The organism is uncultured Butyricimonas sp. (assembly GCF_959596855.1).
Taxonomy (GTDB): Bacteria; Bacteroidota; Bacteroidia; order Bacteroidales; family Marinifilaceae; genus Butyricimonas; species Butyricimonas muris.
Window position 1 is genome coordinate 1 of sequence record NZ_CAUFYA010000051.1, and the last position, 25,717, is coordinate 25,717.

Here is a 25,717-nt window from a genome sequence, read left to right on the forward strand (position 1 = left end):
GCGATTATAAACAATTAAAGAATAAAACATGAAAACTTTAACCCTAATCATTTCTTCATTATTCCTTTTAATTACATTAAGCTTGAATGCACAAGAACGAGGTCCACAACATCGAGGCCCGAGAGGTCACATGAACCCCGAAGAAATGGTCAAAAAAATGGTAGAGCAAATGAAAACCGAGCTGAAACTCGACGAGAAACAAGAAAAACAAGTGAAGGAATTGTTCACGGAAAACTTCAAGAAAAGAGGCGAACTGATGAAGAAATACCAAGGACAACGTGATTCCGTGATGTTCTACAACAAGAAAATGGAAGACCAACAAAATTTATCCTTAAAGAAAATATTGACGGAAGAGCAATATAAAATTTACCAAACTAACTTGGAAAAGAGAAAACAAGAAATGGAAAAACGCCGCAAAGAAGGCATGAATCACCGCGGACAACGGGGCGGACAAGATAACCCGGCTGTGAACGGAAAGAAGCATGACTGCAAAGGATGCGGCGGTTGCGGAGAGAATAATTGAGCCTACCTTAAGAATATAAAACAGGAGGGAGTTTAAAATGACTTTTAACTCCCTCCTGTTTAACTGAAAAGCACTAACTTACTTACGATTAAAGTATTCCTCTACGGCTTCGACCAATTTCGGACCGTGCGGATTGCGGGCAATAATCTTCCCGGCACCATCTATCAGCAGCGTGAACGGTATGGCTTGAACCCCGTAATCATTACGGGAAGCACTTTCCCAACCTTTCAACTCGGAAATTTGAATTCCTATCGGTTTATGTTTTTCAAGAGAACTTTGCCATTTTTCCCGTTCTTTGTCAAGCGAGATACCGATGATTACCAAGCCTTTTTTCCCGTATTTTCCATACAATTCTTTCAACAAAGGCATTTCTTGAATACAGGGCACGCACCACGAACCCCAAAAATCCAACAACACGAGTCCTCCTTTTTTCACTTGTTCCGACAAACGGACTTCTTTCCCCTCGATAGTTCGCGCAACAATCTCACGGAAAGGCCTCCCCACTTCCGTTGCTTTTTGCGAACTAGAAAAATAATTCTGCTTTTCCTGACGTGTCCTTATGAACGTTTCGTATTGCTCCCGAAGTTCCTGATTGATTGTCGGGTAAATTCTCTCGACAAATGCATCACTATAAATATCTTTCGAGCAACAAGTGAAGAAAAAGTAATCACCCGTGCTTGTTCCGGCATACTCGCTGATAAATTCCTCGGCAGCAGGTACCATGATTTCTCTAAAGATAATTCGACTTTGCTCGTTGTAGTAATTATTTATCTCGTTACTGACATTTCCCGCTAATTGCTGCACGCTATCCCGCTCGCGGAATAATATTTGGCTTCTGCGTTGAATTTCCTGTTTTCCTTTCCCGATTGTCGCCATGTAACGGTCATTAGCAGGGGTTCCGGACAAGGTTATCCCTGTCGTGTCATAAAGAACTTTAATATTGCCACGCTCGATAATCACCGGTACGGAAGACATTCCCGGAATCCTGTTGTCACGAACGTCCTCTATGGTCAATACAAACACCGCAGGTTCCTGTACCGTTCCCCGGAACCGGAACTCTCCGTTTTTGATTATACCGCTATCTACCGGAGTGGATTTATCCGGCGAGAAATAATATGTCGCGGGGGATAACAATACCCGACATCCGTCGTAACGTGTCGGCAGACTACCAGTAAGCGTGTAATTATTCCCGTCCCCGCAGGAGCAAAAGAGTCCCGCTACCGCAAGCAGCAGGACTATAAAACTATTTTTGAATACCATCATTTTTCCTCTTTTAGCATTTCAACCACGTAAGAAATTTCATCCATCAAACCGCTGGGGCTTCCACCGTATCCCTCTGCCAGATAACGGATACGACCGTTTTTAAGGATGGCTTTCTGGGGAATGCCCGAAGTCCCGGGGAACATGGATTTATATACCATATCACGAGATTTCTTTCCCTCTCGATTTGCATCGTAAAGCACCTCCATGTCGTGGAAATTATTCTTTTTCCACAGGGCATCTATTTTTTCTTTATTGGGTTCGTCCTGCGTAATGATGAAATAGAATTTCACGCTTGAATCACCGGCATAAAGGTCTACAGCCATTTGCATCCCGTCTAACGCCGCGATACACGGGGCGCACCACAATGCCCAAAAATCGAGAATCACGATATCATTCTTTTTGAAACTTGCAGATTTTACCTTACCGCCGAGATGCGATTCCAAAGCAAACGGCTCAAAAGGTATGTCTATCATCTTTGCCCGAAGTTTATTCTTTATTTTTTCCACTTCACTTTGGGGCTTCAATGATGATACCCAAGCTTCAAAAGTCGCCGGTTTCTTTTTTAAGCCATTGTAGTACTCTCTCAATTTGTCATAAATAACCGGAGTCATCTGTCCTGCACCTGCTGCCCCTTTCATCGCCTCGAAAGCCTCAGCCTGACGTCCTAATTTCTCCAAACTTGCCACATACGCCTCGTTCCCTGCCGGATAAAAGAGATATCGTTGCTCTTCTTCTATCGCATTCATCGTGTTGACGGCTTCCTCGTAACGCCCACTTTTCTCTGCCACCTGCGCATGAACACTAATATAATAATACAACCACTGACGAGCTAATTCTTCCGCTTGCCGAGGTGAATATTGCAATCCTTGCATATAAGAACCGTCATTCACTTTCCGTATCATCTCGTCAATAAATCTCTTGGATATGTCGACAAAAGTTTCTGCCGGGATGGGAGTTTTCCGAATCGCGTATTCCACGGTTTTCTTGTAAACAGCATTAAGCATAACCATATCCATTTCCGGCAATATTTCCTCCAATTTCTTGTAGTCGCTTTCCTTATAATATTTTACAGCCAGTTCCCGGTAAAAATTAGAGTACACGAACCCTTTCGAATCGGGATTCTTTCGCCACTCCGCTATCGGGAAATCTTTCCTGAATTGCTCGGCAACGACAAAATATTCATCGGGAGGAACGGTGTTTAATGTAAAAGAACGGTTAAACCGGGCTAAACCGCCACGGGGAAACATTTCGAGAATAACCCGATCTACACTATCCGCTTTTTCTTTATTCTTTAAATCATAACAATAGGTATGGCTTATTTCCATGTATTCATTCTCTGTCAAATCAGCTTGGCTCTCCATTGTTTTAAGCAAATGTGCTATTCCCCGACTGGCATTTTCCCCGTACATCTTTCTCAAAACGGACTTCATTATACCGAAAAAATGACGTCCGTACTGGGGATAATGTTTCGTTTCCTGATCTACCCAAAACATCAAGGCTTCATCGGTAATTTCCTTGTAGTTCCCCGAGAAATAATTTCCAGTACCTTCACCAAATGAAGGCATACGGAACATTCCCCAAGCAAGATACCTTCCCGGCAGGTAATCCCCGACAACGTCTTTCGGGATAAACATATATCCTTTATCTTCATTATTGTCCGTCGTATCCGATTGTAAAGTAAACGTGGATTGAAATTTAAAGGCAATGAAAGCACAATTATTCGGTACGTCGAATGTACCTTTCCACAATTCTCCGTCTTGTTTCAACTGCACATCGCTGATCTCCCAACGATAGAAATTATACATATATACTATCCCGACCAAGTCTGTCTTCCCCTCTAGCGGACCGCCTGCCGGGTCATAAACCAATTCTAAAGGCTGACCGGTAATCGGAACCTCCGGATTTAATGTTAATCGAGAGTTCTCTCGCGGGTCTTGAGCGACGTTTTCCTCTTGCCCGAATACTCTGACAGCAAGGCTACATAACAGCATTACAATAATTACGAACTTACTTTTCATAGTGATTATCTATATTTTATCTATTCTGTGATTGATTAATCGATAATCAATCACAGAATTATTTAATTAGCTTGATTTCCTATCGCGTGAAGATTTATATTAAACTGAGTTTTAAAATATTGCAACACAATCTCATACTTGTTTTTAATCGCATGGGTACGCTTGTACGTGCCGGACGCCTGATCCCAATCTTGACTCGAGTCTACCTCATCCGATAACGCCCATGCCTTAAAAGCCTCCTCGCTCATCGTGGTCAAGTATTTCACATAAAGTCCGAAGTCATAGGCGGCATCCATATCCTTGTAGTATTCAAGGAAACCACAACCGTACTCACCTCCATCCCAAACATTGTTTCTGTATTTATCGTACCATTCTACAAACTCTGCCGGTATTTCAATTTTATTCCGGGAAGCAGCATAACCGATCAAAGACTTGTTCAACTCACCCACCGTGTTCAATTGTTCCTCCGGAGTCAATTCATCCAATTGCTCGCTCGTGTAACCAAACGCGATATGATTCAGACCGTAAGCGGAAGCATGATTAGTCGTATCATTATAGCTTTTATACTCCCACTGTTGCGTTCCTTCATCCCAAACAGAACCATATTTTTGCTCCACGCTATAAATCCGCGATGCCAATAATATTCGCATCGGTAAAATATTTTTGTAAAAATTCTCACCCCACGGGTTCAGGCACCGATCTTTGATAAAACGGTAAGCTTTCTCCACGTATGCCTCATCCGCGGGAACTGAATAAAAAGGAATGTAACTCGTCACGTTCCAACGGAAGTCACTTTCCTTGTATTTATACAGGAACTGGGTGTTGTATTTCTCGTAGAAAGCCACAAATTCCCTATCATAATCGGAATCTCCTTGTGGAAACTCGTAAAACTCCTGAGGAGCGGACGGAGTCAGCTTATCCTCATCGCAAGCCACAATAACGCCCGCCATCAACAATAACAGAAACAATATATTTTTCATCTCTTTTATGTTTTATCAATTAATAACCTTGTCTATCCGGAGCCAATTCATTCTGAACCAAATTCTTGTTCCTATCCAACACGGCTTGAGGTATAGGCACCGTGTAACTCGGATCTTTCTCGCTCAACGTGTACGTGGTCGTTTTCCCCTCGTCGGCAATCCATTTGTGCTGAATCTGCGGCATCCCGTAACGACGTAAATCAAACCAACGGTGTCCCTCGAATATCAACTCCCGACGACGTTCCAATTTGCAAAGTTTCTCCAAATCCTCTGCCGTACTCAATTGATAATCCGAGTAATTCGTAATCCGATTACTCCGCAATTCATTCAAATCGTCCACAGCCAACTGTCCCGCGGACGATTCTCCTGCCTTGTATTTCTGCATATACGCTTCTGCCCGGTTCAAGTACAACTCGGCTGTACGCCATACATAACCCCGCTCCGCAATTCCGTGTTTCAACTCCATGTAAGGATAAATAAGATAACTTTCCGTTTTCTTGAAATATTTTCCATTCCGGCTATCTCCATTATCCGTGTAACTATTGACAACATCATCCGACAGACAAACGGGAGTTCCGGCAAACCTCATACTTCCGGGCATAGCCCCGTAAACGAATATCGTTTCCGGGAAATCGGATGAAACGACCGGATTCTTTGAATTTTCCGGACGGGCAGGAACATTATACACGTAATCCGGTAAATACACCAATTTCGGCGCTCCCGCCATAGCCTTCGTGGCATGGTCAATCACTTGATCCCATTCTTCCATGTAAAGATAAATCCGAGAAGCAATCAAGTGAGCTGCCACATAGTTCACCCGGAAACGTCCGTTATTCACTTTGTCTTTTTCCAACAAAACAATCGCCCGCTCGATATCTCCCGTGATCTGTTTGTACACTTCCGCCACCGTGTTACGGGCGTAGCCTTCATCCAATATCTCGGATTTTATAACCAACGGAACTCCTAATCTCCGGTCGGGAGTTGAGCGTACATCATTGTACGGGGTAGCGAAAATATTTACCAGATGGAAATAATAATACGCCCGCAAAGTCAAAGCTTCACCCAAAACATTCGCGATTTCGGATTCTGTCCCTAAAGAGTTTTCTACATTATCAATCACCACGTTGCAAGCCATAATTTTGGCATAAAAATTTTCATACGTACTTTGATCTTGAGAATGTGCCTCTTTTAAAGACTGGTCCATATCATATTGCCACGTGAAAACATCTTTATAGGCCATCTGTTCTTTAGTCGGAGTATAAGATGTACACCCGTCTACATCGTCATCCATGTACCAAGTCAAGGCATCCAGCGTACTATAACTGTATCCTTCCCCGTTTAACAACTCCGTGTAAGCAGTTGTTGTCGAGGGTTCAAACTCATCCTGCGAAACTTCTTTCAAAAAATCTCCGCAAGATACACTCGCTAAAACGAGCACGGTCAATAAGATTATATTCAATTTAGAAATCATAGTTACACTCGTTTTGAAAGATTAAAAACTGATGTTTAAAGAAAACGTGTAGGTCTTGATTATCGGCAAAGCCGTGCCTCCTGTTCCTTCCTGTTCCGGATCCTGCCCACGGAATTTGCTACTGCAAATCGTCAACGGGTTTGTCACGTTAAACGTGCAGGACGCCGTGGATAATCCCAAGTTCTGTACAAATTTCGGTGGCACCACGTAAGATACCGACAAATTACGGCATCTCAGGAAATCTCCTTTTACCACCCGAATATCCGAGTAATTGTACATATCATAAGAGTTCAACGTCACGGTTGACGGGATAGGTACATACAAATTATACTCGCTCGTTCCGTCAAGCACGAATCCCGGGATATTGGTCTTTGCCTCGTCACCCGGTTTCTTCCAGCGCTTCAACAAATCGGAATGCAAATTATCTTGCGGTGACGGCATCATAAACTTGCCCTCGTACAAGAAGTTCAAACGCTTCACGTTCCCGAAACTATAAGCGAAATTAGCATTCAAGGTCAAATTCTTGTAACGCAGACTGGTGGTGAAACCTCCACTGATTTTCGGGTCTTTCTGACCGGAATAAACCAAGTATTGTTTCGGGTCATCCATTTTTTCCACGTCACCTTGTACTCGTGAAGTATGCGCGAAGGTCGCATAACCGTATTGCGGGTCCAAGCCCGTGAATTTCCATGAATAAATAGCATTCACCGGTTTACCGCTCTCGAAAGCGTTTCCTACCAAGTAATCCGTGTACGTGTACTCGCTCTTTCCGGTATTCTCCACGTTGTTGCTATTCTTCGAATAAATCGGAGATATCGTCCACGTGAAATCCTTTGTCCGCACGGGCACGAAGGTCAAAGCCAACTCGAAACCGGTATTCTTTATGTCCGCCCCGTTTTTGTAAGTTTTGGCAACACCGAACTCGGCAGGTACATCCAGACTAAAGATAATATCGTTTCCTTTCTTGTAGTAGTAATCCATCGTACCGCTGATACGTCCTTTCAAGAATGAAAAATCCAACCCGAGATTAATCGTGGTCGTCTTTTCCCAACGCAAATTCGGGTAAGGCAAACGACTAATATTCAACACGTACTCTCCCGACCAGCGATTAATTACCGTTTGCGGGTATTTCACCACCAAGTTCGGTCCCACGGATGTAGGAACGTTTCCCTGCCGACCGTAAGAAGCACGCAAATTCAATTCAGCTTGTTCACCCAAACGGCGGAACCAAGGTTCCTCCGACACACTCCAACGTCCTGCCACACTCCACACGGGCAGAGCCTTGTTGTTCGTGTATTGCCCGAAACGATTGGAAGCATCCATACGAATATTGGCATTCAACACGTAACGGTTTTTAAAAGCATATACCAAGGTAGCGTATCCCGAAACCGTGTTGGATATCGTATTGGTTAGTTTCGCAGTATGTTTATCCAACGAGGAATTACCATTCAGGGATGTGCTTCCGGAAGTTCCCGTGTCGTACTCGTAGCTGATACCCAGTCCTCTATCCGGGAAATACCCCCATTCCGTCGTGTTGAAACCGTCGTACTTGATGGAACGAATCTCGTACCCCAGCATGGCATTCACCACGTGATTCTCTGCAAATACTTTATTATAATTCATGGACGCACGAGCCGTGAATGTCGTGTTATTTTTATTCTCGTAAATCAAAATTCCCCCTTTAGGCAAACGGGAAGCTTTCTCCTCCGCACTATTCGGTGCCACACTCCCGTAATCATATCCCCGGATTTCGGCAATATAAAATGAACGCTCGCCCGCCCACTTCTGGTTCAACGTGTTGGCATAAGTCACCCCGAAAAGCGTATTCAGTGTCAACTCGGGTAAAATCTTGGCATTAACACCCACGCTGGCGTTTGTCTGGCGAACCTTTGCCTCATTGCCAGTATGCTTGAGCTCGTTCAAGATATTATATGTCAACGGATAATTAGATGATAAACCCGCAACCGTCGTCAACCGAGTCGTGTAAAATTCATCCTTCCCGATAGCCCGTGACGCTTTCAACGCGTAATCCAAAGGATTTACCATGTAGAAACCGTCGGATTTCCGGTCTGAAAAACTTAATTTACCCTCGACATCCACGAAACGACCGATTTTCGTGTTCACGTTCATGTTCACGTTATACCGCCGTAAATTATCGCCCTTGGTACTTCCCTTGCTGTCATTAAATCCCACGGAAAGATAATAGCGGGTGTTTTCCGTTCCGCCGGATACGCTCAAAGCGTAGTCCTGATTGAAAGCGTTCCGGAACAGGATTTTAAACCAATCCGTGTTCATCGTTTCCAAAGAGGCCACACGTGCATCAAATTCATTTTTATTTATCTTTCCGTCATAGTAATCAAACAAAGCTCCCTCGTAACCGGTAGAAAATGGCATTATCGAATACAGATAACCGCTCTCTGCCACCTCTCTCGACACCCCAACACGTTCTTTTGAATTCATCAAATGATAATCCTCGTATCTCGGACGAGCCGTGAACCCGAAAGAAGAAGAAAAATTGACAGAAGGTTTACCGACTTGCCCTTTCTTAGTCGTAACCACTATCACACCATTAGCCGCACGGGTTCCATAGATTGCCGTGGCTGACGCATCTTTCAAAAAAGTAATGGTTTCAATATCACTCGGATTTAACCCGGAAATAGCGTTACCCAACAAACTGAAACTGGCGTTATCATTCAATTGTCCCCGCAACGTAGCATCCGTACCGGCAATCACGTTATTAATCTCGTCATTTGATAAGTCCACCGGGTCCTCCTGAATTATCCCGTCCACTACCCATACCGGAGCCGCGTTACCATGAATCGTGGAAGAACCGCGGATTCTCATTCGAGGGGTTGCGTTCGGGCTACCGGAACTTGTCATCACCATCAATCCCGGTACCCGTCCCTGCAACATGGCATCCACCGAAGCCACGTTCGGGATGCGGATATCATCCATCTTTATCGACGTGGTCGCACTGGCGGACAATCGCTTATCTACTTTCCCGTAACCCGTGATCACTACTTCCGCAATCTCGGTCACATCAAGTTTTAATTGAATATCCAATTCCTTATTGTTTTTTCCCACATAAACTGTTTCCGTCTGATACCCGATAAATGATACCAGCAAAACAACCGAATCTCTTTGTGGCATATGCAGGGTAAACTTTCCGTTCACGTCTGTCGCTACACCCAGCGTCGTACCTTTAACCAAAACAGTAACACCCGGCAGAACCTCCCCTTTTTCATCTTTCACTATACCTTTTACCGATAAAATAGAATCTTGTGCCACTTTCGGGGAAGTTTGATGAACAATAAAAATGACATCATTTTCAAAATACCATTTCAAATCACTTTTTGCAAATACATTATCCAAAACTTCTTTTACCGTTTTATTTTTTACAACTACATCAAAACGGTCCACTTTCATAATATGTTCCTCGTTAAACACGAATCGCAAACCCGTTTGTTTACGAATTTCCTTCAACAATGTACCTACATCACATTGATGGATATTCAACGTTACAATTTGTTGTTGAGAAAAACTGCTAGCAGCTGTCCCAAAGACAAATACAAACATAAAAACCGAAAATAATTTCATAATTCTGAACATTCTTGTTTTTTTTCGCCTCAATAAGGCAAAAATCAATTTACATTTCATAGATTTGTAATTAATAATTAAACGATTGAACAAGGACGCTTCCCAATGTGCTTGTTCATGATTTTAGTCAGATGATGGAGATGGTTGCACATCTTCATCATTTTATTTATAACTTACTGTTACAGTCCTATTTTTAATTAAAAATTTAACATCCGATATTTTCTCAAAAAAATACAATAGTTCTTGGATATCTTTATATCGCATCATATCACCTGTCAATTTCACATTTTTGACTTCTTCATTCGCGTAAAAAACATCGACATCATACCACGAGGATAATTTATTCATAATACGCTCTAACGATTCATTATTGAAAACAAAATTACCATCTTTCCACGCTACATAAGGAGAAACATCCACCTCTTCAACAACCCACTCATCACCACCATGGTATTCAGCTTTTTGATTAGGTACCATTAAAACTTCTCCCCTTGGGGATTTTAGTTTAACACTTCCTTCAACCAACACGGTTTGCACGACACCTGCCTCTCGATTATTCACATTGAATTTAGTCCCCAATACATTGACCGACATCTGATCTATTTTCACGACAAAAGGTTTACCCTCCATTTTCGCCACCTCAAAATAAGCCTCTCCTTTTAAATAGACTACCCTGTTTTGAGCATCAAAATTAGTCGGGTAGCGCAACTCGGTTTCCGCATCCAACCAAACTTTCGTTCCATCTTCCAGCGTAATCATAAATTCCCCTCCCCTAGGCACAACCAAACGATTGAACAAAGAACGAGCCGCCCCGTCTTTCTCTTCAACATTATAGTGCACTTTCCCCTCAGCGCTCACCGAAATGGAAACCCCGTTATCTTCACGTAATTCTCGATTTTCCCGAGAAAGTAAAACACTTTTCCCGTTGGAAAGATAAAGGTACGCTTGATTTTTTCCCGGAGTTATCTGATGCTCTTGAGCAAATTCTTCAACCTTAGAATCGGATGGCATCCAAAGAATACCCACACCTAATAGCAATACAAAGACAGCAGCCACACGCATACCCACCTTTATCAATCGCCGACGTTTAATCAACCGTTTCACTCGATGAACGTCGCCTTTCACTAATTCCCCCCGGACACCCCATCGCATATCCAAATGTTTTGAACGAACTTGAATAAATATTTTCCGAAATTCCTCATCAGTTTCTACTTGATGCAAAATTTCTTTCTCTTCTTCTTTATCAAGTTCGCCAAGAAAAAAATCCATTAACCTTGATTCTATATCTTCCATATTATAGTCATCTTACTTTTCTAACTATAATACAGGAAGAATTTAAAAACGGTTGAATCTTATCGCTGATTTTTTCAAGAAAAAGTGTAAAAGAATAGAATCTACTCCCGTCGAATTCGCCCTCAGTTTCTTCAATGCATTCACTAATAAAGTTTTAACCGTGGCGACAGAAATATTAAATTTATCCGCGACCTCCTTGTATCGCAACCCTTCCATGTAAATCGCTTTCACGATATCTCTACTCCGAGGAGGCAATTTCTCGATCTCACTCTCCACCCGACATAACAATTCCTCGGTCAAATCATCGTATTCAATCTGGGGAGTATCAATCAAATTTACATCATATGCTTTTTTTAAAGGATCCACTTTCTCGAGCGCATTCAAAGCTAAATTTTTTACAGAAGTAAAAAGATAATATTTTAAAGTATCCGGACGCAAATCAGCTATCAAATGCCTTTCCCATAATTTGACAAAAAATTCCTGCACGATATCTTCCGACTTCACGATATCATTCAAAAAGGTATCAGCCCAAAGCACTAAGCTTTTGTAATATTTCACAAAAAGCAAGTCGATCCCTTCTTCCTTACCGTTTTGCAATAGTAAACATATCTTGTCATCACTCCCTTGCATCTGTAAAACTCTTTATTATAACCCATTTGTAAAACAAAAATAAGCATTATCCGTTGAATTTACAAATAGGATATATGACAAAGTCGCCCTATTTTCTGCCATCCAATATCTTCGTCCCGATATCCATGTAGCGATACACGTCACGGGTAGTTTCCCTGATACGTTTTTCATCTTTCTTATGTCCCAAACGGACAATAATGGCATTCCGTTCCGGTATAGCGATAATATACTGCCCCAGCATTCCCCGGAAATAAGGGTTCCGCTGACCGTGATAATTCATAATCCATATCTGGAAACCGTAATAATCCAACGAATCCTTACCCCACTCGTCTTTCAAGTAACTTGCCGGGCTCATGGCTTCATTGATATATTCTTCCGAGATCAATTGCTTCCCGTTCCAGTTGCCGTGATGAAGCATCAGACGGGCAAAACGTGCCACTTCCCTCGCCGTGGTATGGAAACAACAGAATGACTTCTCATCCCCGTCCTTTTTATCCAACAACCAATAGGCATCCTGTGCCGCCTGCATCGGTCGCCATAACTTCTCCTCCGCGTAATCGCTAATTGTTTTCCCGGTTGCCTTTTCCACGATAAACGCCAATATCTGCGTATCGCCGCTCCGGTAAGAAAATTGCTTCCCCGGTTCTTCAATCACGTCCAACCCGGTCACCAACTCGTATAAATCATTCCCGTAATACCCGTGCGTCGTCACGGAAAACAAAGAAGCGTAAGCCTCGTCCCAATTCAACCCGCCACTCATCGTCAACAAATGGCGAATCGTGATATTTTTCTTTTCCCCGACCTTGAATTCCGGAATATATTTCCACACGGGATCATCCAGACTCTCGATCTTCCCCTCGTCATAAGCCGCCCCGATCAATAACCCCACGATACTCTTCGTCGATGAAAAAATGTTCGATGTCTTCGTGTCATTCCAACCGGAACGATATTCCTCGTAAACGATACTGTCATTCTGAATCACCAGAAAAGATACCGTACGGAAATCATTCAGGTAAGCATCATCCTCCGGACTCATCTCGTAAGTGTTATAATCTTTCGCGTGTGCCCACGTCCATGACGAATCGGCCTTCTGCACCGTGTGTTTCTCGAACATCGACAAATCATCAATCGAAGGATACCAGTATATCAAAGCCTGCCGGGCGTAATAAGGCAGACAGAAATAAACGATTGTCAAAACAACCAGCACCGCTAAAACTATCTTATGCCATTTCTTCATACAACTGAATTTGTAATTTACCAAAAAGTTCACACGCAACAATCGTAAATCGTCAATCACTAAATCTACAATTGTTTAACTTTCGCCACCATCTTCCGGATTACCCCTTCACCGATACAAGGCGCATGAGCATCCTCCGGAAAAAAAATCACGAACTCACCGGGAGAAAGCGTGAACACACCTTCCACCTTATCTTTATAAAAAGTATAATCCCCTTCCTCGTTATAAGAAGCAGAAGCCTCCCCCAACCGACTTTTGGCTTTCCACCCGTAAGACTCCGACACGAGCAGCGGCATCTGAATATCTATATATTTATCATGTCGCTCATAAACGGCCTCTTCCACGCTTCGTCCCCATGCATCCTCGATTTTAATAAAAGCATCCTCGCCGGCAATATCTACTCTGCCCACGGGCATACCTGCCAGATCGTGCGTCTTTATATAATCGAACACAGCCTTGAAATAAGGATTCAGACTCTCTATTCTCTCGCTATTACCTATTATATTTATAACCATAACATTTATTTATAATGCCTAACAAAGATAACATATACACCTCAAAATCCATCCATTCCTCATGATAAAATATATCGACATCATACGATCTCCCCCTCAATCTTCTCCTCTTATTACGCTTTCCAATACCAAAAAGATACCAAGTACCCAGTTCTACCTATAGAAGCCTATACCCATCGAAATCAACAATATAAGTAAACTTTATTCATAAAAAACACCAATAAAAATATTGTTCATATCAAACTTTATCCCTAATTTTACGTAGATACTACGCTAAATTTGAGAACGATATGAAAAAATTACTACCAACAATTATCATCTGTACCCTTTTCACGGGGATATTCAACACGAATCTCTTCGCGCAAAAGCAAAACAGGATTGAAAAACTTTACGAGCATATCGCGAGAGCCGAACGAGACAAATACGCGAGGGTAAAAGAGAGGATCGACCCCAAAAGTGCCGAAACGTATAAACATGAAATCGCTCTTGCCGATGCTCTGGAAACACTTCTTTTCGACCCGAATCTCGGGGCTGTAGAACCTTATCTGAAAACCAGTATGGAAGAAAACCGGCAAGATGACGGGGCTCGTGTTCGTTCCATCTGCCGGGATGCCGGCTTAAATTTCGAAACTTTCGTCTGGAAAGCCGATTCCACGATCTACGCTCTATTGACCTACTCCGACTCACAATTACAAGATTCACGCGCCGTACTCGGATTATTGACAAAATACAAGTACATGATAACCCCGAAAATATTCGACTCGATCATCGCACTAAAAGAAAAAGTACAGTTCGCCGATTTGAAAGCACAACCGACCTTGGGTAAATGTGAAACCTATTTCATCGATTTCGACACATTGTATAACTATCCCGCCGTCGCAACCATCTATAATAAACTATTGTACGACAATGTTTGCACTTGCACGACCGACTCAACCATATTGTTATATTTCAACAACCCTATACTGAAAACATTCTACGCGGGAGCGAAAGAACCCCGCCCTTATAAAACCGACGTGGAAAAGATGTATGACATCCATTTATACGACATGGTCAAAAACGCCAAAAAACCGGAAGAGATGAAAACTGCCATCAACGCGTACATCAACTGCCCGTATCTTTCCGGCTATTCAAGAAACTTTCTCTCGGAAGTCGAATACACGAATGACAGCGTTGATCTGGTAATCCTCATTGCCCAAGTTGATTCATCCGCACAACTCCCGCTTGTAAAACAATATTTACAAGAACACAAGTATAAACAGTTCAGAGATAAAGCCATCCAATTAAGAGAACAATTCGTGGATTCCATGATTTGGACCGCTCCGTCGTACACCAAATACTACACGGGCGACAAGATCATCCGAGAAATCCTTGTTTCGGGGGACACCACCACGAATATTTTTTATAATTACAATGACCACGGCTACCTGCTGCAATCCGTGAAAAAAACACGTGCAAAAGATTCTTGTTTATCAAACATCACGACCACCTTTAAATACAACAACCTCGGCAAATGCTTCGAGGAAGAATCCGTGGATTCCCTATCCGGAAATATTCTGTGTCAAGTAAGTTGTCAATACAACATACAAGGGCATATCAGCATGAAAAACATCAAATGGAATAACGACAAGAGTCACACGGAAACCTATAACAATCAAGGACAACTCGTTCAAATACAAGAATACGACAACGGGCAAATATACGCCCAGACCGACTTGACATATGACAACAAGGGACGTTTAACACAAGAAATCAAAATAAACCTCAAACCGGACATCCACAACCCGATCACGAAACAAACATCACATTACGATTACAACCCATATGGTTACTTGACCGTTATATCATACGAGAAGGAAAATTTGCAAAACGAAAAAATCACGGGTAACATTACCATCCATTACGATGAATTCGGTAATCAAGTCGATCCGCAATACAAATACGAGTACGACAACACCGGGGCATGGATCGCTAAAACCGATCCTCAAAATCCCGCCAACACGGAAAAGATAGAATATACCTATAAATAAACACATGGTATTACTCGAGTAATCCTAGGGTAATCCTACTTCTACACGCTTACCGGGTCGATACACCTCACTTCTTTCGCCCTTACCTAACGGTGGAAGAAGTGATTTATAGCGAGCCCGTAAGCGAGTAGATATAGTATTACGGTAGAAATACCCGAGATTTAAGGTTAATCAGACCTTACATTTTACTTCAGACCATCCAACTTAGAAGTACAAATTTCTCAATTCCAATTTTTAATTGTACTTTTGTGCCCAATAAATTTTTGAGTACATGGAGCATAAAGCAGGTTTTGTCAATATTTTAGGAAACCCCAACGTGGGGAAATCCACCTTGATGAATCGATTAGTCGGGGAAAAATTATCGATTATCACATCTAAATCCCAAACGACGCGCCACCGCATTAAAGGTATCGTGAACGGAGAGGATTTTCAAATCGTGTTTTCCGACACCCCGGGAGTCGTGAAACCAAGCTACAAGATGCAGGAATACATGCTGGACTTCTCGAAAACCGCCATTATTGACGCGGATATTATTCTCTACGTGACCGACGTGGTGGAAAATTTCGAGAAGAACGCAGACTTCATCGATAAAGTGAAGCAAAGCGAAGTACCCATCTTGTTGGTATTGAACAAAATTGATCTGACCACGCCGGATAAGCTGGATGCCCTGTTCGCGAAATGGAAGGAAATCATCCCGCAAGCGGAAATATTCCCCATCTCGGCAACCGAGAACTTCAACGTCGACAACCTGTACAAGCGGATACTGGAATTGCTTCCCGTCGGAGAACCTTATTTCGATAAAGAAGAAATAACCGATATGCCCGCTCGTTTCTTCGTGACGGAAATCATACGGGAAAAAATCCTGTTGCACTACGACAAGGAAATCCCCTACTCCGTCGAGGTGGTCGTAGAAGAATTCAAAGAAGAAGCCAAAAGAATCAATATCATGGCGGTAATTAACGTCGAACGTGATTCACAGAAAGGCATTATCATCGGACACCAAGGTGCCGCCTTGAAAAAAGTAGGCACGGAAGCCCGAGTAGACATCGAAGCTTTCTTCGCCAAGAAAGTGTTCCTTAACCTTTACGTCAAAGTACTGAAAGACTGGCGGAACAAAGAAAACGATTTGAAACGCTTCGGTTACAAACAACTATAACATTAATAACTAAAATTGGAAATGAGTAATATTGTTGCCATAGTAGGACGCCCCAACGTGGGAAAATCAACACTTTTCAATCGCTTGGTCGGTGGACGAGTAGCCATCGTGAACGAGGAAAGCGGTGTGACCCGTGACCGGAATTACGGGAAATCAGTGTGGAACGGTAAAGATTTTTCCGTTATTGACACGGGTGGGTACGTTTCTAACAGCTCAGATATTTTCGAGGAAGAGATCAACAAACAGGTACTGCTGGCCATGGACGAGGCAGACGTGATTCTGTTCGTGTGTGACGTGGAATTAGGAATAACCGATCTGGATTACAGTTTCGCCCGTATGCTGCGAAAGGTCACGAAGCCTGTTTACCTCATCGCCAACAAGGTGGATAATGGCGAACGTCTTTATGATGTCCACGAATTCTATAAGCTGGGTGTCGGGGAAGAAATATTCCCGATCTCATCTATAAACGGTTCCGGAACCGGTGAATTACTTGATAAACTGGTATCTCATTTCACGAGCGACCCGTTGGAAGACGAGGATGAACTTCCCAAAATCGCTATCGTGGGACGCCCTAACGTGGGAAAATCTTCCACCATTAACGCCCTGATAGACAAGGAACGGAATATTGTTACGGACATCGCGGGGACTACCCGTGACACGCTGACCACCCGGTACAACCGCTTCGGGCATGATTTCTTGTTGGTGGATACTGCCGGACTACGTAAAAAAGCCAAAGTAAACGAGGACGTGGAATTCTATTCCGTGATGCGTTCCGTGCGTGCCATAGAGGACAGTGACGTCTGTATGTTACTGATTGATGCCACCCGGGGTATGGAAGCTCAGGATTTGAATATATTCCACTTGATAGAGCGCAACCAAAAAGGTGTCGTGGTACTGGTAAACAAGTGGGACTTAATCGAAAAAGATAATAAAACAACGATTAACTTCGAGAAAGACCTGCGTGCTAAAATGGCGCCATTCAATGATGTAGAGATCATTTTCACTTCCGCACTCACGAAACAACGTTTACTAAAAGCACTGGAAGCCGCCATTGAAACCTATCGCAACCGGGCTCAAAAACTGAAAACCTCAGAATTGAACCGCATCATGTTGGAGGAAATCGAGAACTACCCCCCACCAAGTTTAAAAGGAAAATACATCCGCATAAAGTACGTGACTCAATTACCCACGAAAACGCCGACTTTCGCGTTTTATTGCAACTTACCGCAATACGTGAAAGAACCGTACAAACGTTTCTTGGAAAACAAAATCCGTGAACACTGGAATTTCACCGGGGTGCCGATTCAAATATTTATGCGAAAGAAATAAATAAGTTCATAAAGTTCATAAGGTTTGTAAAGTTTATAAGGTGAAAAACTCGTGAATACTTTATAGTACGTGTATCGTATAAACTTTACCCCCCGAAGGGGTAACTTTATGAACTTTATAAACCTTAAAAACTCATCATGGCAGCAAAGGACACAATAGAACACGACGGAATTGTTATAAAAGTAGAAGATAACGCCATTATCGTGCAGATACAAAATCAATCGGCGTGTGCTTCTTGTCATTCCAAGGGAGCGTGTGGACTGTCGGAAGTAGCACAAAAGAATATCACGGCGGAAAAACCGAATGTTCCCGTGGCTGTCGGCGACAAAGTTATTGTTACCGCCAGCACCCGCAATGCCATGCTCTCGGTCGCGTTTGCTTATATCATTCCGTCCGCGTTAATAATAGTACTTCTTGCCCTCTTGATCACGGCGGGGACAAGTGAAGTTATAGCCGCCGCAATTGTACTTTTAGCCGTTGCTGTTTACTTTGTTATCCTATATTTATGCAGGAATAGCTTCACCCGGAAAATAAAATTCAAGGTTAAAATAGCATAACCTAGAAAAAAAATAATAACTTTACGGGCGCTATAACAAACTAGAGGAGACAAAATAAACACCTTTATGATGACTACTACCATTATCTACACTATTATTTCTTTGTGTGCCATTGGTATTGCGGCTGCCGTAATCCTGTATTTCGTGGCACAAAAGTTTAAGGTCGAAGAAGATCCTAGAATCGATATCGTGGAAAGTATCCTTCCCGGCGCGAATTGCGGGGGATGCGGCAAACCCGGGTGTAGGGGTTTCGCGGAAGCCACGGTGAAAGCCACTTCATTAGACGGACTGTTTTGTCCGGTGGGAGGAGCGGATACGATGGCGAAAGTCGCTTCCGCTTTAGGCATGGAAGTAACAGCACAGACACCACAGATTGCTGTCGTGAAATGCAACGGCACGTGTGACAATCGTCCACGCACGAGCACGTACGACGGGTACAAATCGTGTGCTATCGAACATTCTCTCTACCGGGGAGAAACCGATTGTACGTACGGTTGCCTTGGTTGTGGCGACTGCGTCAACGTCTGCGCTTTCGATGCCATTCACATGGACGCCAACGGTCTGCCCGTTGTTTCCGAAGAAAATTGTGTTGCCTGCGGTGCTTGCGTCAAAGCTTGCCCGAGAAACATTATCGAATTGCGAAACAAGGGTCCCAAAGATCGCCGGGTTTTCGTGTGTTGCGTGAACAAAGACAAGGGAAACATCGCCCGCAAAGCTTGTACGGTTGCCTGCATCGGTTGTGGGAAATGCGTCAAAGAATGTCCTTTCGAGGCAATAACCTTGGAAAACAACTTGGCTTACATCGACTTCCGCAAGTGTAAACTTTGCCGGAAGTGCGTGAGCGTATGCCCGACACACGCGATCCACGAGGTAAACTTCCCCCCGAGAAAGATTACCGAACTAGCGACCACGGAAGTGAAAAACAACGAATCGATTCAGTGATTGCCGATTCAAACTAAAATTTAAAATCGTAAATCTAAAATTAATACACCGTGCTTAAGACATTTAAAATTGGGGGTGTACACCCACCTGAAAATAAATTATCAGCACAAGGGGAAATCATCACGCTACCCCTTCCCGAACAAGTGATCATACCACTATCTCAACATATCGGGGCACCTGCCGTTCCCACGGTGAAAAAAGGTGATACAGTTAAAGTAGGACAACTTATCGGTCAAGCCGCCGGATTCATTTCCGCCAACATCCACAGTTCCGTATCGGGGACAGTCACGAGTATCGATCCCGTGGTGGATGCCAGTGGTTATCCCAGACCAGCGATCTCGATAAAAGTCGAGGGTGACGAATGGGACGAGAATATATTGAAGGAACCGCTCGCGAAGCATCCCAATACTTTCACGAAAGAAGAAATCATCGCGGCTATCAGTGCCGCCGGTATCGTGGGTATGGGGGGAGCAACGTTTCCCACGCAAGTGAAATTATCCCCGCCTCCCGGAAACACGGCTGAAGTATTAATCATCAACGGTGTCGAATGTGAACCGTATTTAACGGCAGACCACCGTCTGATGCTGGAACACGGGAAAGAGCTTATCGCCGGGATTGAACTGCTAATGAAAGCTCTTAACGTGAAACGTGCTATCGTGGGCATCGAGAACAATAAAAAAGACGCTATCGAAGAACTTGGCAAACACGCCAGATTGAGCGATGGTATCGAGATATGCCCGTTAAAAATACAATACCCGCAAGGAGGAGAGAAACAATTGATACAAGCCACCACGGGTAAATTCGTTCCGTCCGGCGGACTACCTATCGCCGTGGGAGCCGTCGTTCAAAACGTCGGGACAGTATATGCCGTTTACGAGGCTGTCATGAAACACAAACCGTTATTCGAACGGGTGGTTACCGTTACCGGGAAATCGCTGAAAGAACCGGGTAACTATCTATGCCGTATCGGGACACCGCTCTCTCAACTCATCGAGGCAGCCGGAGGACTTCCCGAGGACACGGGAAAAGTGATCGGTGGCGGTCCGATGATGGGAAAAGCCTTGACGACAACCAACATTGCTATCACGAAAGGAACAAGTGGAGTATTACTCATGCGGCAGGAAGAATCCGTCCGGAAAGAGTATCGCAACTGTATCCGTTGTTCGAAATGCGTTACCGTATGCCCGATGGGATTGGAACCGTATTACCTGATGCAACTTAGCGAACACAACAAGCTAGATGCTTTGGAAGCCGAAAAAATAATGGATTGCATCGAATGTGGTTCTTGTAGCTATACCTGCCCGGCAAACCGTCCGTTACTCGACGTGATTCGCTTGGGTAAAGCCAGAACAGGACAAATGATACGTTCACGTAAAAACTAATTTAATTGTAAATTTTAAATTGTAGATTGTAAATTTACTTGTCTTCAATTTAAAATTTAAAATCTAAAATTTAAAATTATTTGTATGAGTAATTTCACCATATCACCCTCCCCTCACATTCATGGCGGGGATTCGATAGAAAAAAACATGTACGGGGTACTGATTGCCTTAATCCCCGCGTTTATCTTTTCTATCGTGTTTTTCGGGATAGGAGCCATTCTGGTAACCCTTACTTCCGTGGCAGCCTGTCTGATCTTTGAATTTATTATCCAGAAATACCTGATGAAACAACGCCCCACGATATGGGACGGTTCGGCTATCATCACGGGTGTATTATTAGCATTCAACCTTCCCTCATCCCTTCCTTTATGGATTGTGATAATCGGTGCTATCGTGGCAATCGGTATCGGCAAAATGAGTTTCGGGGGATTGGGAAACAATATTTTCAACCCGGCACTCGTGGGACGCGTATTCTTATTGATCTCGTTCCCGGTACAAATGACTTCTTGGCCTGTACCTCACGGATTTTCGACAGTAGATGCCGTAACGGGGGCTACACCTTTAGCTATCGTGAAAGAAGCAGTAAAGAACGGGCAATCCGTGGCTGATGCACTCGCGTCCAGCGGAATCTCGACAAGCAACATGATTATCGGTAACATGGGAGGTAGCTTGGGAGAAGTTGCCGCTATCGGTCTTCTGCTCGGTTTCGCCTATATGTTGATTCGTAAAATTATTACATGGCATATCCCCGTGACAATTTTCGCCACAGTAATCCTGTTTGCCGGAATATTGCACTTGGCAAATCCCGCACATTTTGCTGATCCCCTGTTCCATCTTTTCACGGGAGGTATGATGTTGGGAGCGATCTTTATGGCGACGGATTACGTAACATCCCCCATGACGCATAAAGGTATGATCATTTTCGGTATCGGTATCGGACTACTGACCGTGATAATCCGTACCTTCGGTGCTTATCCGGAAGGAATGTCATTTGCCATATTGATCATGAACGGCTTCACCCCGTTGATCAACAGATATTGTAAACCCGTTCGATTTTAAATTTTAAATTGTAGATTGTAAATTACTTACACTTGAAATTTAAAATTTAAAATCTAAAATTTAAAATCACAAGATGATGGGAAAGAAATTAGAATCGAGTTTTAAAAATATGGTATTGGTGTTATTCTTGGTAACACTCATATCCTCAGCCGCCGTGGGAGTTGTCAACTCATTCACGTCGGGATTAATCGAGAAGGTACAAATCGAAAAACAGACACAAGCAATACGTGCCGTGGTCCCGACTTTCGATAATGACCCCATGACAGAAAAATACACGGTAAAACCTTCGGAAAATGAAGAAGAAGTTGAGTTTTATCCTGCCAAACAGAACGGGGAATTAGTAGGAACAGCCATTAAAACTTACACGAACGACGGATTCGGGGGAAAAATAGAATTAATGGTAGGTTTTACTCCCGACGGAACAATTTACAATTATTCCGTGTTGAGCCACAAAGAAACCCCGGGGTTAGGTTCCAAAATGGATACATGGTTCGTGAAAGGCGCCAAAGGTGACATTACCGGTAAAACACCGGGAACAAAAGGACTGCAGGTTTCAAAAGACGGAGGGGACGTGGACGCTATCACGGCTGCCACTATTTCATCCCGCGCCTTTTTGGATGCGGTAAACCGGGCAGCCAAAGCACTGGAAAAAGATACCAAACAAAAGTAGAACAATCGAAAAAATAAAGATATGAACAACTGGCAAAACTTTACCAAAGGGTTCTTTAAAGAAAATCCCACCTTTGTACTATTGCTCGGGATGTGCCCCACGCTGGGAGTCACCACGTCGGCAATCAACGGCTTGGGAATGGGATTGGCTACCGCCTTCGTGCTCGTGTTATCCAACCTTGCTATCTCGCTCGTGGCAAACTCGATTCCCGATAAAATCCGTATTCCCGGATTTATCGTTATCATCGCAGCATTCGTTACCGTCGTTGATATGTGTATGGCAGCCTATCTACCTAGCTTGCACGAATCACTCGGGTTATTCATCCCGTTGATCGTGGTAAACTGTATCGTGCTGGGACGTGCCGAATCTTTTGCTTCCAAGAACAAAGCCATTCCTTCCATGCTCGACGGATTGGGTATCGGTTTGGGATTCACGATGGCACTGACCTTGTTGGGATGCATCCGTGAAGTATTGGGTAGCGGAAAAATTTTCAACATCACCCTGTACAGTGAAAACTACGGAATGATCATCTTCGTGTTAGCCCCGGGAGCTTTCATCGCGCTAGGTTACTTGATCGCGTTTATTAATAGAATAAGAAAAACCAACTAATTGTAAATTTTAGATTTTAAATTGCAAATCAAAATCCAATCTAAAATCTAAAATCTAAAATTTAAAATCAGAAAAATGGAATACATATTTATATTCATAGCCGCAGTATTTGTCAATAATATCGTATTGGCGCAATTCTTGGGTATCTGTCCGTTCCTTGGGGTTTCCAAGAGTGTTCCCACGGCTTTAGGTATGACCGGAGCCGTGACATTCGTGATGATTTTAGCCACGTTGGTTACTTTCATCGTGCAAAAAACGGTACTTGATCCGTTCCACATAGAGTTCATGCAAACTATCGTGTTTATCCTGATTATTGCAGCACTCGTGCAAATGGTGGAGATCATTCTGAAAAAAGTAAGCCCCTCGCTTTATCAGGCGTTAGGAGTATTTCTTCCCTTGATCACGACAAACTGTGCCGTACTGGGAGTTGCCATCATGGTTATCCAAAAAAACTACAACTTACTCGAGTCCGTGGTTTTCGCTGCCTCTACCGCTATCGGTTTCGGGCTCGCCTTAACCATCTTTGCCGGAATCCGCGAACAATTGGAACTTTCCTCTATCCCCAAAGGCATGAAAGGAACCCCAATCGCTCTAGTAACCGCGGGATTGTTAGCCTTGGCATTCATGGGCTTCTCCGGAATCGTCAAATAAGAATATTTGCTCTATAAAATAAAACGGCAGCCCCTGTGAAGAGCTGCCGTTTCTTTTGGGTATATCTCAAATTTAATCCATCAAATAACAATCCCATGAAAATTCTTTCTTTTTATAATCAATGCAAGCTTCCACTCGCACCCGCACGGGTTTTCCGTCAAGCATTGCTGGTTTCCATTTCACCTCGTCACTAAAAAAACGACCGGGATACATTTGCCGGGTTATGACATAGTCTAATTGTGCCGCAACCGGTAAATCATGCCCATATCTCAGATGCGAAAAATATCCTTCTTTATCTATGACAAAACTGAGTTTTAAAATTCCATCTACCAAAAACGACATTTGATTCGGATATTCAATCATACTTACACTATCCGCACGTTTTGCTCCTACATGCATCGCCACCTGATGTATATACCTAGTAAGATTATACCTTTTGTCATAAATTTTTTGATCAGCTTCACCCCATTCCGGTCCTTTATCAAGAATCACGACACTTCCTTTTAGTTCGAGTGGAATGGAGAATTGTTGTTCTGCCGAGGTCTTTCGACCATTCTCTTCAGGGGCTCTCCATTTCCGAGAAATCAAAATAAGACGTTCCACCTCATCTGCAAATGCAGAATCCGGAAGATTTTCCACCACACAATTTTTAATCTTACCGCCTTTCGTCACGGTAAAACGAGTGATTAAATCCATTTCTTGTGGACAACGTATCCACATAAGCAATATTATTAAACAAGTAATCGGATTCTGCAAGATTAACGCTAAAAGGAATATGCCTGTGAAGTAATTGATTGGATAGCCAGACAGGAAAAGTAGAAATAGCCACATTGCTCCTGAACATCGTTTTTTTATCATTCTTTGCTTTTGGAATCCCCGTGCCAGCCTGCACATTTACAAATGAAACACATAAAAATAATGTAAGAAAAAACATTGTCCGCTTTTTTAGTACACAAAAAATCATAAGCTTTCGATTTAGTTTATTATTAATAACAATAACACCAATCCTCGATGTCTTCACTATTAATACACTATCTCTCGGAAAAAGAATTAAATGACTTGCAAAAAAAGATTAAAACATCATTGTTCCCCCATCCATCAAATCCACGAACCCGTCATACGAGCATCCCGTGAAATCCGCGATTACCCGATCCACCATTCCCTCGATCTTCTCTTTCGCGTTTGTTGTAGCCAACCCGACTACCTTCATGCGGGCATTACGTCCAGCCTCGATACCGGCAAAAGAATCCTCGAAAACGCAACAAACATCTGTTTCCATCTGCAGTTCTTTAGCCGCCAGTAGATAACATTCCGGAGCAGGCTTGGATTTCGTGATCTTATCGGCAGTAATTATTCGCTCGAAATACTCGGTAAATTCCGGGTGAGCCTTCAAGGCATACGACATTTTCACGTTATTGGAACTCGTCACCAAAGCAATCCTCACGCCATGATCTAACAATACTCGAATAAAATTTTCGACACCCGGCACGTAAGGATAATTCATTTTTTCCTCGAACTCTTCCAACTCTTGGGAAATCTGCTGCTGCAAATCCATATTACCCCCGAAATAATCCTCCAGAATCTTCTCCGTCGTCATCCCTTTAATCTTCTTGTAAAAATCAGGCATTCCGGGATGAAAACGCTTTCCCTGTTCTATCCAGAAAAGATCGTATTGTCCTTCCGTGTCGAGAACCACTCCATCCATATCAAACAATGCTGCAAATCTTCTTTCTCTATTCATCATATCCTTAAAAAACTGTTCGCGAATATATCGAAAAAGAATCTCCCTCCGCAAATCAGAATCA

22 protein-coding genes are annotated in these 25,717 nt (G+C 43.2%); 11 read left to right on the plus strand and 11 right to left on the minus strand.

The window, feature by feature from the left end:
- The first annotated feature begins 28 nt into the window (after window positions 1-28).
- A complete protein-coding gene (locus tag Q5866_RS17540) occupies window positions 29-523 on the plus strand; it encodes a hypothetical protein (protein WP_303181561.1) in 495 nt (164 codons plus the stop codon).
- Window positions 524-601: 78 nt separating this feature from the next.
- Here Q5866_RS17540 and Q5866_RS17545 read toward each other — a convergent pair whose 3' ends face one another.
- From Q5866_RS17545 to Q5866_RS17585, 9 genes are all read right to left on the minus strand, one after another.
- A complete protein-coding gene (locus Q5866_RS17545) occupies window positions 602-1,786 on the minus strand; it encodes a TlpA disulfide reductase family protein (RefSeq protein ID WP_303181562.1) in 1,185 nt (394 codons plus the stop codon).
- Complete coding sequence (locus tag Q5866_RS17550; RefSeq protein WP_303181563.1) at window positions 1,783-3,804, minus strand: TlpA disulfide reductase family protein; 2,022 nt, start codon at window positions 3,802-3,804, stop codon at window positions 1,783-1,785. Before Q5866_RS17550 ends, Q5866_RS17545 begins: the two co-directional genes overlap by 4 nt.
- 62 nt (window positions 3,805-3,866) lie before the next feature.
- On the minus strand, window positions 3,867-4,784 hold the full coding sequence (locus Q5866_RS17555; RefSeq protein WP_303181564.1) for a hypothetical protein: 918 nt from the start codon (window positions 4,782-4,784) through the stop codon (window positions 3,867-3,869).
- 19 nt (window positions 4,785-4,803) lie between these two features.
- Window positions 4,804-6,255 (minus strand): RagB/SusD family nutrient uptake outer membrane protein, encoded by a 1,452-nt coding sequence (locus tag Q5866_RS17560; RefSeq protein WP_303181565.1) that lies wholly within the window; start codon window positions 6,253-6,255, stop codon window positions 4,804-4,806.
- 21 nt (window positions 6,256-6,276) lie between these two features.
- Window positions 6,277-9,831: a SusC/RagA family TonB-linked outer membrane protein gene (locus Q5866_RS17565; protein ID WP_303181566.1), complete on the minus strand. Its 3,555-nt coding sequence runs from the start codon at window positions 9,829-9,831 to the stop codon at window positions 6,277-6,279.
- Between the two features lie 183 nt (window positions 9,832-10,014).
- A complete protein-coding gene (locus Q5866_RS17570; RefSeq protein WP_303181567.1) occupies window positions 10,015-11,145 on the minus strand; it encodes a FecR family protein in 1,131 nt (376 codons plus the stop codon).
- A gap of 42 nt (window positions 11,146-11,187) precedes the next feature.
- Entirely contained in the window at window positions 11,188-11,775 is a 588-nt protein-coding gene (locus Q5866_RS17575) for a sigma-70 family RNA polymerase sigma factor (RefSeq protein WP_227215418.1), read from the minus strand.
- Window positions 11,776-11,863: 88 nt separating this feature from the next.
- Window positions 11,864-13,012 (minus strand): serine hydrolase, encoded by a 1,149-nt coding sequence (locus Q5866_RS17580; protein WP_303181568.1) that lies wholly within the window; start codon window positions 13,010-13,012, stop codon window positions 11,864-11,866.
- A gap of 65 nt (window positions 13,013-13,077) precedes the next feature.
- The gene (locus tag Q5866_RS17585; RefSeq protein WP_303181569.1) at window positions 13,078-13,527 is read right to left on the minus strand and encodes a YhcH/YjgK/YiaL family protein; all 450 of its coding nucleotides are present in this window, start codon (window positions 13,525-13,527) and stop codon (window positions 13,078-13,080) included.
- A gap of 290 nt (window positions 13,528-13,817) precedes the next feature.
- Between Q5866_RS17585 and Q5866_RS17590 the strand changes: the two genes are divergently transcribed.
- The 10 genes from Q5866_RS17590 (at window position 13,818) to rsxA (ending at window position 23,912) form a co-directional block, all read left to right on the plus strand.
- On the plus strand, window positions 13,818-15,557 hold the full coding sequence (locus Q5866_RS17590; protein ID WP_303181570.1) for a hypothetical protein: 1,740 nt from the start codon (window positions 13,818-13,820) through the stop codon (window positions 15,555-15,557).
- Between the two features lie 271 nt (window positions 15,558-15,828).
- Complete coding sequence (gene era / locus Q5866_RS17595; protein ID WP_099290106.1) at window positions 15,829-16,713, plus strand: GTPase Era; 885 nt, start codon at window positions 15,829-15,831, stop codon at window positions 16,711-16,713.
- Between the two features lie 21 nt (window positions 16,714-16,734).
- The gene (gene der, locus Q5866_RS17600) at window positions 16,735-18,042 is read left to right on the plus strand and encodes a ribosome biogenesis GTPase Der (RefSeq protein WP_227215420.1); all 1,308 of its coding nucleotides are present in this window, start codon (window positions 16,735-16,737) and stop codon (window positions 18,040-18,042) included.
- A gap of 137 nt (window positions 18,043-18,179) precedes the next feature.
- Window positions 18,180-18,599 (plus strand): SoxR reducing system RseC family protein, encoded by a 420-nt coding sequence (locus tag Q5866_RS17605; protein ID WP_227215421.1) that lies wholly within the window; start codon window positions 18,180-18,182, stop codon window positions 18,597-18,599.
- Window positions 18,600-18,665: 66 nt separating this feature from the next.
- The gene (locus Q5866_RS17610) at window positions 18,666-19,541 is read left to right on the plus strand and encodes a Fe-S cluster domain-containing protein (RefSeq protein ID WP_303181571.1); all 876 of its coding nucleotides are present in this window, start codon (window positions 18,666-18,668) and stop codon (window positions 19,539-19,541) included.
- A 50-nt stretch (window positions 19,542-19,591) separates the two neighbouring features.
- Entirely contained in the window at window positions 19,592-20,923 is a 1,332-nt protein-coding gene (rsxC, locus tag Q5866_RS17615; RefSeq protein ID WP_099290102.1) for an electron transport complex subunit RsxC, read from the plus strand.
- A gap of 84 nt (window positions 20,924-21,007) precedes the next feature.
- Window positions 21,008-21,982 (plus strand): RnfABCDGE type electron transport complex subunit D, encoded by a 975-nt coding sequence (locus Q5866_RS17620; RefSeq protein ID WP_227215424.1) that lies wholly within the window; start codon window positions 21,008-21,010, stop codon window positions 21,980-21,982.
- A gap of 76 nt (window positions 21,983-22,058) precedes the next feature.
- Window positions 22,059-22,652: an RnfABCDGE type electron transport complex subunit G gene (locus Q5866_RS17625; RefSeq protein ID WP_176554870.1), complete on the plus strand. Its 594-nt coding sequence runs from the start codon at window positions 22,059-22,061 to the stop codon at window positions 22,650-22,652.
- Window positions 22,653-22,673: 21 nt separating this feature from the next.
- Window positions 22,674-23,261 (plus strand): RnfABCDGE type electron transport complex subunit E, encoded by a 588-nt coding sequence (locus tag Q5866_RS17630; RefSeq protein ID WP_227215426.1) that lies wholly within the window; start codon window positions 22,674-22,676, stop codon window positions 23,259-23,261.
- Between the two features lie 75 nt (window positions 23,262-23,336).
- Window positions 23,337-23,912, plus strand: coding sequence for an electron transport complex subunit RsxA (rsxA, locus tag Q5866_RS17635; protein WP_186977912.1), 576 nt, complete (start codon window positions 23,337-23,339; stop codon window positions 23,910-23,912).
- A 72-nt stretch (window positions 23,913-23,984) separates the two neighbouring features.
- On the opposite strand, the gene Q5866_RS17640 is transcribed toward rsxA, so the two are convergent.
- On the minus strand, window positions 23,985-24,632 hold the full coding sequence (locus Q5866_RS17640; protein ID WP_303181572.1) for a hypothetical protein: 648 nt from the start codon (window positions 24,630-24,632) through the stop codon (window positions 23,985-23,987).
- Between the two features lie 352 nt (window positions 24,633-24,984).
- Window positions 24,985-25,656, minus strand: coding sequence for an HAD family phosphatase (locus Q5866_RS17645; protein ID WP_255469592.1), 672 nt, complete (start codon window positions 25,654-25,656; stop codon window positions 24,985-24,987).
- Window positions 25,657-25,717 lie beyond the last annotated feature (61 nt).